We start from the raw sequence: 11803 nt of genomic DNA on the forward strand, positions 1-11803 counted from the left end.
ACCCTCGATTACTCCCTAATTACTAATTTATTACGCTGATGTTAAACGGTAACGGAATTGAAGTACGGGTGAAATATGATTCGCCGTTCATTTACTGCCGCGCCTCGAGATAGCCGACCCGTACGGGCGGCACGAACCACGCGAGACAGAGGCCGGCTAGCGCGGCCACGGCAGCGACGATGAGGCCCATGTGGATCGAATCCACGAGTGCGCTGCGCGCCGAATTCATCATCGCGTCGCCGGCATGGCCGGCGCTCACGAGGCGGCCGATCAGCGCGGCCTGGTCGGCCCGGTCCACGAGGAGTTCGGGACTCGCAAACGACTTGAACCATTGCGTCGCCTGATACGAGTCGAGCGAGCGATTTACGCCCATCGTGTAAATATGCCCGAGCAGCGCGCCCGTCATCGCCGTGCCCAGCATGCCGCCGAATGTGCGCAGCGATTGCAGCATCGCCGTGGCGGCGCCGAGATGGTCGCGCGAGACGATCTGCTGCGAGCAGACCGTGAGGCTCGTGCCCACGAGGCCCAGCCCCAGGCCGCTCGCGCCCATGCACGCCATCCACACGAGATGCGGCTCATTGCCTCGCAGCACGACCACCGCGAGGCTCGCGAAAGCGGACAACGCAAATCCGACGTAGAGAATCGCGTTGGCGCGCCGGATACGGGTGACCACGCGATTGTTCACGAAACTGCCGACCGTCGTGCCGAGCAGGAGTGGCGTGATCAGCATGCCCGAGGCGCGCGGCGACATCGCATAGCCGCCCTGGAACAGCAGCGGCACATAGAAAACGAGCGAGAACAACGCAAACCCGCCGAGCACCGACATCGCAAAGAGCGGACCGAGCTTGCGGTCGAGCAGCATGTCCACGGGGATGATCGGATAGCCCATGCGCTTTTCCCAGAAGAAAAGCGTCAATGAACAGACCAGCACGATCACCGCGAGCACGATCGTCGAAGTCGTCCAGCCTTGCCTCGGCAAGAGCTCGATGGCGAGTTGCAGCGCGCCGAACGTGACGGCGACGACGCAAGCGCCGAGCCAGTCTAGACGCAGTCGCGCGCCTTCGCGGGCATGGTGCAGATGCGGCAGGAAAGCGTGCACGAAGAAGAGCGCCACCACACCCACCGGCACGTTGACGAAGAACACGAGGCGCCAACTGCCGTGCTGGGTCAGCATGCCCCCAAGCGTTGGCCCGACCACGTTTGCAAGGCCAAACGCCGACGAGACGAACACCAGCCAACGCAGGCGTAGCCTCGGATCGGGGAACAGGTCGGCGACGGTTGCGAACACCGTCCCCATCATGATGCCGCCGCCGATGCCCTGCAGGCCGCGCGCGAGCACGAGAAACAGCATGTTGGTCGCGATCCCGCAGAGCACCGAGGCGAGAGTGAAGACCAGAATCGCTGCCAGCATGAAGGGTTTGCGGCCGAACAGATCGCCCAGACGCCCGAAGATCGGAATCGTGATGACCGACGCAAGCATGTAGGCCGTCGCGACCCACGCATAGAGCTCGAACCCCTTGAGCTCCGCGACGATGCGCGGCAGTGCGGTGCCAACGATGGTCTGGTCGAGCGCGATCAGCATCGAAACCGACGCGACGCCGAGCATCGCCAATACCGACTCGCGAAACGGCAACAGCTGCCGCGCCTGATCGTGAAGCCCAATGCTCGTGGCCATGTAGCGCTCCTCACCGCTGCGACGCGGCTAATCTGCTATGCGGCGCCCAGCAAAAGATCAATCGGTCGGGCCCGCGCGTGCGACCTTCATGCGCTGTGCAATGATGGTACGCCCGCTGATGCGAATGTCACGGAACGAACACGCCATCGACGAAGTTATTCCACCGGGCCCGCGCGAGGCCAGGTGAGTCCGGAAGCGTTTGCCAACGTTTCGCGGCTCGTCGATCTGCAATTCAATTTCGCTCTGCATGGAGTAAATCGGCGAGTCCGCTGTTTGCCTTCACATCGACTGGGATTCGACCAATACGGAGGGGACGTGATGAACGCTGCAGTTCGACTCGTTTTGCGGGCAACGGTGAGCGGTGCGGCCGTGCTTTCCCTGGCCGGTCTATGCGCCGCGTCGTCGAGTGACGCGGGAGCGTCTCGCGACAGTGAGGAAGCCTCGTTTCTCTCTGAAAACGACGCGGCCATGACGAAGATGATGACCGGGATGGCGGCCAGGCCCACGGGCGACGTCGACCGCGATTTCGTCGCAACAATGATTCCCCATCATCAGGGTGCCATCGACATGGCCATGGCGGAACTGCGGCATGGACACAACGAACAGTTACGCAGGATCGCTCAGGAGATCGTGGTCGAGCAACAGCAGGAGATCGTTGCCATGCGCCTCGCGGTGCATGACCCGAACACGGCGCCGATGTCCCACTGACCCACTCGCATCAAGACGCAGGAGACAACGTCATGAAATACAACGCCATGCTTGGCGCGGCCCTGACTGCCGCTGCGCTTGCCGCCGCAACGCTCGCCGAGGCGGGGCAGGTTCCCGGCTCGCTAGCGGCGGCCGATATTCCGGTGAGCCATCGGGACCGCGTTTATTCGTCTGATCAGTTTTCGAACACCGTATCGATCGTCGATCCCGCAGCCAATCGTCTGGTCGGTGTCATCCGCCTCGGAGAGCCGACCCCGGCCAACTTCAGCCCGCTCTATCACGGTCAGTTGCTCGTGCACGGTATGGGCTTTTCGCCCGATCACCGCACGCTGGCCATTGTCTCCATCGGCTCGAACTCGGTGACCTTCATCGATACGCAAACCAATGCGGTCAAGCACGTGACCTATGTGGGCCGCTCCCCGCACGAGGCTTTCTTCACGCCCGACGGCACCGAAGTGTGGGTGACCGTGCGCGGCGAGAATTACGTCGACGTGCTCGACGGCAAGACCTTCGAAGAGAAGACGCGCATTGTCGTGCCAGCCGGGCCGGGCATGCAGATCTTTTCGCCCGATGGAAAGTACGGGTATATCTGTTCGTCCTTCAACCCGGAAACCGACGTCGTTTCGGTAGCCGATCACAAGGTCGTGGCCCGCGTCGCGCAGGCGAGCCCGTTCTGCCCGAACATTGCGGCGACGCCGGATGGCCGGCAGGTCTGGTTCACGCTGAAGGATGTGGGCAAGACGCAGGTGTTCGACGGCGGCCCACCGTTTGCGCTGCTGAAAACGCTCGATACGGGGCCGATCACCAATCATGTGAACATCGTGCAGAACGCGCACGGCATGTTTGCATACGTGACGGTCGGAGGCCTGAACCAGATCAAGGTGTTCCGCACCGACGACTTTTCGCAGGCAGCGACCATTGCGGTTGGCAGCCTGCCGCACGGCATCTGGCCGTCCGGCGACGGCACACGTGTCTATGTGGGCCTCGAAAACGGCGATGCGCTGACGGCAATCGACACGCTGACCAACAAGGTCATCGCCACGGTGCCGGTCGGCCAGGCGCCGCAAGCCGTGGCGTATGTGCCCGACGCCGTGCCGGATGGCGACGGCACGGCCAACACGCAGCCGCTCGGCGCGGCGGGGGAGGCCACGCACGTCATGCTGGTTCCGGTGGGCGGCGCCGCGGCCGACCATGGCGCTGCGCCCACTTCGGTGGCGTTGTTCGATCAGGGATTGCTGCAGGTGCTGCAGGCTGCGGTGACGGGATTGCAGGCGGGCCAGCCGTATTTCCTCGGACTTTCGGACCATGCCGACGGCAGTGGCCGCATCGACGTCCTCGCGAGCTTCAAGGCCAATCCGGCCGGCTCGGCGATCGTCGACACGCTGGGCCAGATTCGACAGGTCGTCATGCCTGGCACGCCGGGCGTGGCCGATCACCGAAGATATCTCGTGATCGCTCCGAACGTGGGCGGCGCGCCCGGACCCGCAGTGCAGGTGCAAGCCTTGTGAGTGTCGCGGGCATCGTCCCGGTCATTTCGAATTCCTTAGTAAAAGGCCTGGGGCGCGTGGGCGAGACTGTCTGTTTGCCCACGTAAGGCAGCGCCTGACGCTTGACGCCAGCTTTTGTGGGAAGCTAACTGACGGTGATCGACACCCGAAAGCGAGGTGAGGAAATGAGAGCCTCCCGCAATCTGGCTATCAGCCAGCTTACCGTCCTTCTGCTGCTCCTTCTCGCGTATGGGATGGCCAGCGCTGCCGGCGATCGTGCAGCGCCCGCAGCCTCACCCCGCTTCGAGCCGAGCGAGCTTTCGACAGACTGCATCGACCGGGAATATCGCGGGAAGAACGCCAGACTGGGACTCGACTACACCGACCTGATCAACAACTGCGGCGCATCGGTCATCATCACGTGGCAGTCATTCAACAACGGCGCGCCGCAAGCGGAAGGCGGGGGAATGGGGCAATCGGAATGCCTACCGCCTGGCGGTTCCATCACCACCGCGTCGCGCGAGCGGCTCGGCGCGGCGAGTGAGAACCTGCCCGTTAGCGTCGTGACCTGCCAGTGATGGCGGCGGCGCCGATTCAGTCGGAGATGGCTCTCACCCTTCGCGAGGCCACGTCGATTCGCTGGCACTTCTTTCTTTCCAGCCACTGCAATGACTTCTCGACGATGTCGGCAGGCACCTCGTCGAATGACGTGTTGCGGATCAATGTCTCGCTCGCGGCAATGTCGTTGAACTCCCCCAGCGTCTTTTGCACGGACGTCAGTTCCTTGATGGTGCGCTCGTGCTCGCCTTTGATCACGGGTTGAAAAAACTCGAGTAGATAGCGCAGCTTTTTACCGGCCTTGCGCACGTCATGGAGATTTTCCTCGTGGCTGGCCTCGCTTCGCGCGGCGCGTCTGCTGCGCTTTCGAAGCGTGCGCTGCGCCATACGGACTCGCCGCCTGGCAAACGCGCGGATCGGAAGATCATTGCAACACGACTGCAGCGTGGTTTGCGCACGCAGCACGGCGTCGTTCAGAAATGCCTCGACGGCGTCGCTCTTGATCATGGCCTGGCTATGCGCCACCGCTTGCGCGCGCTTCTCACGCGCGGCGCTCACGAGCAGTTCGATGGATGCGTCTGACTTCTGTGCGGTTTTGAGGAGATCGCCCGCGATGTCCCAGTCGCGCGTTCCGCCCGCCACGGCGGCCAGACGCTTGAATTCTTCGCTGGCGTGCGCGGTGGCTTCCTCACCGAGCCAGGGCGAGTACGCCCAGTACAAAGCACGAAGTTTTCTGAAGGCCACCCGAAGCTGATGAAACGCTTCGGGGTCGACTTCTGTCGCCAGGGTTTTCGTTCTTTGCACCACCTCGACGACCACTGGCATGGCCAATGACGAGAAGGTGCTGGCGATGGAGGTCTTGCTGGTGAGTGACGCAGCGGGGCGGCGCCGATCGATTCTGAAGCGAGTGCGCGGCCGCGGCAAGGGCCAGTCACCGTCCATATCCATTTCAGCCTCGAGTCTGACAAAAACAGGTTGGCCCAAACCATACCATATGGGCGGTTAGCAACCTAATCTTCGTGACGATTTGATGAAGTGTGCAAATTCTGACGAGTTGACAGCCTTTGCGTCGCCAGCAGGTTGAACTTCTGATTTTCTGTATTACGATGCTTAGCTAAGTCAGGCGTTGCTGTGCGGATGCATCGAGAAGCGCCCCCCGGGAACGAAGTGGGAGTTCGAGTTGAAGAAACGGGCCACCGTGATCTGTCGTAGAGGCAAGCGAATTCTCCTGGTAGCACGCAGTCAGTCGAAGTGGGCACTACCGGGTGGCATGTTGAAACGCGGTGAGCATCTTACGGAGACCGCGCTTCGGGAACTCAAGGAGGAGACCCGGCTCCTGGGCAAAACGGCCAGATATCTGTTCGACATTCGCGGCAAGCAGAAACACCACCACGTTTTTTCCTGCGAAATACCGAGGCAGGCCAAGGCACGGCCGAGCAGCGAGATAGCCAGGTGTCGATGGGTTCATCTCGACGACATCCCGCGCCTGATCACCAGCGGCCCAACGAACGATATCGTGCGGCTGATCAACCAGCGGCGCAGGAAGTAACACCACGGCCCTCGTGGTGAGGGATTGAACGCCCACGGCGTTCAATCCGGATGCATCTGCCATCCAGGCAGATGCCCCAAGCCCATCGTCACCAACGCTTCGCGCCCATCACGCGTTTTCGTCGCCTTTGGCCGGACGGCCCGTCTTGACGGTCTCGAGCGCTTCGATCGCAGCCAGCAGCCGCTTCTGCGGGGCCGATTCCAGCAATTGAAGGCCGGCGCGCAAAAGTTCGCTCTTTCTCACCGCAACACCGGCCTCCAGGCACTTGCGTTTGAGGAGGGCGATGCGCTGGTAATCCGTCTTGGGCATCGTGAAGCTGTCGCGCACGACCTTGTCTTTCTTCACGCGCTTGGCCTTGACCTTTTCGGCCGGTGCGGCTGCAGGTGCAGGAGCCGGTGCCTCTGCAGCGGCGCGAGCGGGTTTCGCCGCCGCTTTGGGTACGGCCTTTTTGCGTTTGGACTTAACCGCCGCTTCCGCTGCCGCGGCGGGCTTTGCTGCTTCGCTTTGCTCTTGCGCGGTTGCCTCGGTTGCCGCGGTTGCCTCGGACTTCGGAAAGTGGAACGCCTTCTTGGTGGGTTTGCGTGTGGTCGCTACAGTCATGTCGATCTCCGGTCTGAAAACGGTATAAACAGTATATACGGTTTATAGCGACATTCCACACGTGCCGCGATCCATCTTCGAACCTGTTCAGTGAGTCCTTGCTAACACGTCCTCTGAATGGGGAGGTCAGCATCCATAAGCTCTCTTTTACGCTCGACCGCACTGTCACCTAATCGTCACATTGCGAACGTAACGTCCAGCGCATCAATAACGATTTTAAGGAGTACGGGATGAGAGTCAGACTCTTTGCGATTGTCATTCTCGCGCTGGGCACGGGCATCGCCCAGGCCGCGGATATCACGGGCGCGGGCAGCACCTTCGCGGCGCCGATCTACACCAAATGGGCGGACGCGTATCAGAAGGCGGGCGGCGGCAAGGTCAACTACCAGGGCATTGGCTCGTCGGGCGGCATCAAGCAGATTCAGGCCAAGACTGTCGATTTCGCGGGTTCGGACGCTCCGCTGAAGGACGACCAGCTGGCCAAGGACGGCCTGTTCCAGTTCCCGACGGTGGTCGGCGGCGTGGTGCCGGCGATCAACGTGCCGGGAATCAAGGCCGGCGAGATCACCCTGTCGGGCCCGGTGCTCGGCGACATCTACCTCGGCAAGATCAAGAAGTGGAACGATCCGGCCATCGTCGCGCTGAACCCGAAGGTCAAGCTGCCTGATCTCGACATCGCCGTGGTCCGCCGCGCCGACGGCTCGGGCACCAGCTTCATCTGGACGAACTACCTCTCGAAGGTCAACCCCGAGTGGAAGAGCAAGGTCGGCGAAGGCACGACCGTGAGCTGGCCGACGGGCACGGGCGGCAAGGGCAACGACGGCGTGGCAGCCTTCGTGCAGCGTCTGCCGGGCGCGATCGGCTACGTCGAGTGGGCGTACGCCAAGCAGAACCATATGGTCTACGCCGCGATGAAGAACGAAGCGGGCGCAGTCGTTCAGCCGAGCACCGAAACGTTCAAGGCAGCGGCCGCCGGCGCGGACTGGAAGAAGTCGTTCTACCAGATCCTCACGAACGAGCCGGGCAAGGACGCATGGCCGGTGGTCGGCGCGACCTTCGTGCTGCTGCACACGGCACAGGACAAGCCGGACCAGGGCAAGGAAACGCTCAAGTTCTTCGACTGGGCCTTCAAGAACGGCTCGTCCGCCGCCGATAGCCTCGACTACATCTCGCTGCCGGAGTCGGTCGTCAGCGAAATCAAGTCGCAGTGGAAGGAGAAGGTCAAGGACGCGAGCGGCAAGCCGATCGCACCTTAACCTGCAATGGAATGCAGGCGCGCATGCATTGCGCGCCTGTCTCCAGCCACGCTGAGCGTTCGAGGCCTGGTCAGCCTAGTGCGCGTCGCTGCGCAAACTCCGAAGATTTTCGCGCACACGCCGCGCGACCAGCACGCTCAGGTAATCCATGATGCGCGCGCCGTCGCTGAATGCCGCCCAGGTTTCTTCGTACATCCTGGAAACGGTCTCCATGGGAGCATGGGTCTCGGCTGCAATCGCCTTTACGAGTTCTTCTGTGGCGTGCTGGTTCATCGATGCCTCCATGCGTATAGAGGGGAACGCGGGAAGGCCATTAGACTGCATCGCGCGTCCGGCGCGCCAATACATTTAGCCTATCTAGCGACGCTTTTCGTTCGATCCGAATTTGTCGGTGTACAGCCTGTCAAATTCATTCGCCGGCAGGCGCGATCTCGAGGCGATAACCCACACCGTAGATTGAGCGAATCATGTCCTGCTCGGGCCGGATCGACTGGATCTTGCGCCGCAGGTTCTTGACGTGCGAGTCGATCGTGCGATCGGCCACGATACGGTGATCGTCGTATAGCGCGCGCAGAAGAAAGTCGCGCGCATAAATGCGGCCCGGGCCCGAATGCAATAGCGCGAGCAAACGAAACTCGATGGGTGTGAGGTGCAGATCCCGACCGTCCAGGCGCACGGCGTGTTGCGCAACGTCGATTGAAAACGGTGAGGCGACGGTGCCCTCCGCTTCCTGGTGCGCCCGCGCAAGCAGCTCGGCCCGGCGCAGGATCGCCTTGACGCGCGCCACGACTTCACGCGGACTGAACGGTTTGCACACGTAGTCGTCGGCACCCAGTTCGAGCCCGAGCAAACGGTCGATTTCGTCCACGCGCGCCGTGATGATCATCACGGGTATCGCGGAGAATGTGCGGAGTTCGCGGCACACGTCGAGGCCGCTGCGTCCGGGCAACATCAGGTCGAGCAGCACCATCGACGGTTGATGTTCGCGCACGTAGGGCACGACCTCGCGGCCGTCGGCCAGGATCGTCGTGGCGAAATCCTCCTTCGCGAGGTAGTCGGCGAGCAGGGCCGCGAGCTTCGGCTCGTCTTCGACGATGAGTATGGATGGCCGCGTGGTCGGATCAATCATGATGCGTGTGTAGGCGAGGAAGTTGGACCAGGATCCGCAGCCCGCCAAGCGGGGAGCGCGATGCCTCGATGGTGCCGCCGTGCTGCTCCACGATGTGCTTGCACAATGCGAGCCCGAGACCCGCGCCGCCGCTTTGACGGCTGCGCGATGGATCGACGCGGAAGAACCGGTCGAACAGATGCGGCAGCAGCGGCGCGGGAACCGGCGGAAACGAGTCTTGAACGTCGACATAGATGTCGTTGTCGTTCGACGTGACCGAGAGCCTCACGCGGCCACCGGCATTGGTGTAGCGCAGCGCGTTTTCCAGCAGGTTTTTCCAGACCTGCGTGAGGCGATAAGGATCGCCCGAGAGCGTTGCATGTGCGTCGTCCGGACCGAATTCCAGCGAGATGTCTTTGGCGGCGAGGCGCTCGCGAAATACGTCGCATGCCGCTTCGACGATGGGCACGAGATCGAGCGGCACTTTTTCGAACGAAAGCTGGCCGATGTCCGCCAGCGATAGCTCGTAAAGATCGTCGATCAACTGGCTGAGCATCGCTACTTCGGACTGCAGAGAAGTGATGGTCGCCGCGTCGGGCCGGCGCACACCGTCCTCGATCGCCTCGAGTTCGCCGCGCAGCACCGAGAGGGGCGTGCGCAGCTCATGCGAAATATCGGCGATAAAGTCGCGGCGGTCGCTTTCGGATTTTTCGAGCGACGCCGCGAGCCGGTTGAAATCGCTCGCGAGCATCTGCAATTCGTCGCTGCCTTTGGCCGGCACGCGCGTGGCGTAGTCGCCGCCCGCGAGGCGATGCGTGGCCGTGACGATCCGCTTGATCGGTGTGAGCAGCGTGCGCGCGAGGATGATCGACATGGCGGCGGAGAGCAACGCGGTAAAGCCCACGATGATCCAAGTCGCCTGCAGCTGGCGGTCCTTGAAGCGCTGCTCCGCCTGATTGATGAGCGAGGTGGGTCCCGCCACCGCGATCCAGCCGACCGTTTGACCCTTGACGCGCAGCGGATGGCGCACGGCGTCGGGCGGCGGGGGCGGACCCGCGCTCGTGACGAGCTTCATGTTCGCGTCGTAAAGCGTGTAGGGCGGGCGAAACGGCCGCGGGCGCCCGGCAAGGCCGGGGGCGAAGGGGCCACCGTTGCCGTCGCCGCCGTGGAAGCCGTCCGGCGCATCGGGCGGGCGCGCATCGCCGGGCGGCGCACCAGGCGGCGGGCCGCCATCGAACGGCGGCCGGTCTTGCGCGGGCTCGCGAGCGAAATCCCAATTGCCATGCTGGGCGTACGAGGCTTCGAGTTCCTGCTGGAGCGCCGACAGTTCGCTCGCACTTTGCTCCTGCAGAAAATCCACGAAGCCGAATTCGAAACTCGTCCGGATCGCGACGCCCATGGCCACGGCGGCGAGCACGCAAGCCGAAAGAATCGCGAGGAAGAGTTTGGAGGTGACGCTGACTTTCATGACGGGTTCAGCAGGGAGCAATAAAGGTGAGTGCGAAATTATTCGGCACTATTTTCGCCCGAAGCGTACCGCAAGGTGTACGTGGCCCGTCCGAATCCACATTTTCTCCAGATTTCCCTTCTTTTTCCTGCACCGTTGTTCCGTATGATCCGCTGCAGATCGAAGCGCATCCATGCGTTCGTGCGCGGGATCCGAATGGAAAGACGCGTATCTCAGAGGAAGGGGCATATCGATGGACATCCACGTGCTGCTTGTCGAACCCGATCAGGCGTATCGGGACGACCTGCGTACTTATTTGCAGCGTCAGCAGATCGCGGTGTCGGTGCTGTATGGCGTCGAGCGGCTGGAGCAGCGTCTCGCGCGAGAAACGCCTTCGCTCATCATCGTGCGGCACGATGCGCTCAAGATCGACGGCATTGCAGCGCTGCGCACGCTGCGTGAGCGAGGGTGGCTGACGCCCGCCATCGTCGTGAGCCAGTCCGCCGACGTGGCCGACAAGGTGCTCGCCTTCGAATTCGGCGCCAACGACTACATGGTCGATCCGTTCGACCCTCGCGAACTGCTCGCGCGCCTGCACCACGCATTGCGCTGCAAGATCGACTATCCCGCGTCGCCGCGCAGGGAGACGAAGTACGTCTTCGACGGCTTCGAACTCGACGCCATCGACAATCAACTGTTCAGGGACGGCCTCAAGATTCCCGCGCCTCCCCTGGTGCTCGCCGTGCTCGCGGTGTTCGCCGCGAACCGCCGGCGGCCGCTTTCACGTGAGCGCATCGTGAGCATGATCGATCGCAATTCGTCGCTTCACGCGCGCAGCGTCGACGTTGTCGTCTTTCGTCTGCGCAAGTTGCTCGGCCTGTCGCCTTGCGGCCGCCAATATATTCAAACGCGTTACCGGGACGGTTATGTTTTTTGCCCCGACGACGCGCTTCCCGATCTGGACCTGGCCGCTGCACGTGGATAAAAAAAACCCGGCGGTTCGCCGGGTATGCAAAGGGTTGAAGGTAAAGCACCCTTCATCTGCGGTCGAGGCTTCCCGCGCAATGTCAGGCGAGACCAGCGTAGCAGGTGGCGTCGCATTCTCGAACTCCGGAAACATTGCTATTTCTTAACGCGTAATGGGTCCCGTAACGTTCAGGCGCGCTGGCGTGGCGCGGAAGAAATCCGCAGAAAGATCACGTAATCTGCAAAGCGCGCCACAGTGGCACCATGCGTGTCCATAGCCGAAACCCGCCTGGACACGTAACCGATGCCACAACCCGCCCGTGTGAGTCACGCACAAACGGCATTCGTGCGCCGCTGGAGTTTCGGCACCGCCGTTACGCCCAACGCGTGGCGGTGCATCCGGAGGCCAGCACGGCCGACAAGCGCTGGCTGGCGCGGCGCTTCGTGGG

Annotated in this window: 12 protein-coding genes; 6 read left to right on the forward strand and 6 right to left on the reverse strand. The window is 62.5% G+C overall.

All coding sequences use genetic code 11. The features are described 5' to 3' along the window. Window positions 1–91 precede the first annotated feature (91 nt). Window positions 92–1675: an MFS transporter gene (locus M3I56_RS07255; protein ID WP_254353180.1), complete on the reverse strand. Its 1584-nt coding sequence runs from the start codon at window positions 1673–1675 to the stop codon at window positions 92–94. Between the two features lie 318 nt (window positions 1676–1993). Here M3I56_RS07255 and M3I56_RS07260 point away from each other — a divergent pair, with 318 nt between their 5' ends. The 3 genes from M3I56_RS07260 (at window position 1994) to M3I56_RS07270 (ending at window position 4448) form a co-directional block, all read left to right on the forward strand. After that, window positions 1994–2383 (forward strand): DUF305 domain-containing protein, encoded by a 390-nt coding sequence (locus tag M3I56_RS07260; RefSeq protein WP_309249135.1) that lies wholly within the window; start codon window positions 1994–1996, stop codon window positions 2381–2383. A 32-nt stretch (window positions 2384–2415) separates the two neighbouring features. Then, entirely contained in the window at window positions 2416–3891 is a 1476-nt protein-coding gene (locus M3I56_RS07265; protein ID WP_254353181.1) for a YncE family protein, read from the forward strand. Window positions 3892–4055: 164 nt separating this feature from the next. After that, window positions 4056–4448 (forward strand): hypothetical protein, encoded by a 393-nt coding sequence (locus M3I56_RS07270; protein WP_254353182.1) that lies wholly within the window; start codon window positions 4056–4058, stop codon window positions 4446–4448. Window positions 4449–4464: 16 nt separating this feature from the next. Here the strand turns inward: M3I56_RS07270 and M3I56_RS07275 are convergent, their stop codons facing one another. Beyond that, entirely contained in the window at window positions 4465–5376 is a 912-nt protein-coding gene (locus tag M3I56_RS07275; protein ID WP_254353183.1) for a CHAD domain-containing protein, read from the reverse strand. Between the two features lie 232 nt (window positions 5377–5608). Here M3I56_RS07275 and M3I56_RS07280 point away from each other — a divergent pair, with 232 nt between their 5' ends. After that, on the forward strand, window positions 5609–5977 hold the full coding sequence (locus tag M3I56_RS07280) for an NUDIX hydrolase (RefSeq protein WP_028208124.1): 369 nt from the start codon (window positions 5609–5611) through the stop codon (window positions 5975–5977). A gap of 108 nt (window positions 5978–6085) precedes the next feature. Here the strand turns inward: M3I56_RS07280 and M3I56_RS07285 are convergent, their stop codons facing one another. After that, window positions 6086–6577, reverse strand: a complete 492-nt coding sequence (locus tag M3I56_RS07285; protein WP_254353184.1) for a hypothetical protein — start codon at window positions 6575–6577, stop codon at window positions 6086–6088. 230 nt (window positions 6578–6807) lie between these two features. On the opposite strand from M3I56_RS07285, the gene pstS reads away from it, so the two are divergent. Next, a complete protein-coding gene (gene pstS, locus M3I56_RS07290) occupies window positions 6808–7833 on the forward strand; it encodes a phosphate ABC transporter substrate-binding protein PstS (RefSeq protein WP_254353185.1) in 1026 nt (341 codons plus the stop codon). Window positions 7834–7908: 75 nt separating this feature from the next. On the opposite strand, the gene M3I56_RS07295 is transcribed toward pstS, so the two are convergent. The 3 genes from M3I56_RS07295 to M3I56_RS07305 all read right to left on the reverse strand — a co-directional run bounded on the left by M3I56_RS07295 (window position 7909) and on the right by M3I56_RS07305 (window position 10409). Beyond that, entirely contained in the window at window positions 7909–8106 is a 198-nt protein-coding gene (locus tag M3I56_RS07295; RefSeq protein ID WP_254353186.1) for a DUF3562 domain-containing protein, read from the reverse strand. 136 nt (window positions 8107–8242) lie between these two features. Continuing rightward, window positions 8243–8962 carry a response regulator gene (locus M3I56_RS07300; protein WP_254353187.1) on the reverse strand — a complete coding sequence of 240 codons (720 nt, stop codon included), beginning with the start codon at window positions 8960–8962 and terminating at the stop codon, window positions 8243–8245. Continuing rightward, window positions 8955–10409 (reverse strand): ATP-binding protein, encoded by a 1455-nt coding sequence (locus M3I56_RS07305; RefSeq protein WP_254353188.1) that lies wholly within the window; start codon window positions 10407–10409, stop codon window positions 8955–8957. Before M3I56_RS07305 ends, M3I56_RS07300 begins: the two co-directional genes overlap by 8 nt. A gap of 232 nt (window positions 10410–10641) precedes the next feature. On the opposite strand from M3I56_RS07305, the gene M3I56_RS07310 reads away from it, so the two are divergent. Beyond that, window positions 10642–11373, forward strand: a complete 732-nt coding sequence (locus M3I56_RS07310) for a response regulator (RefSeq protein ID WP_254353189.1) — start codon at window positions 10642–10644, stop codon at window positions 11371–11373. Window positions 11374–11803 lie beyond the last annotated feature (430 nt).

The sequence above is a fragment of the Paraburkholderia sp. CNPSo 3281 genome (assembly GCF_024206515.1).
GTDB classification, from domain to species: domain Bacteria; phylum Pseudomonadota; class Gammaproteobacteria; order Burkholderiales; family Burkholderiaceae; genus Paraburkholderia; species Paraburkholderia nodosa.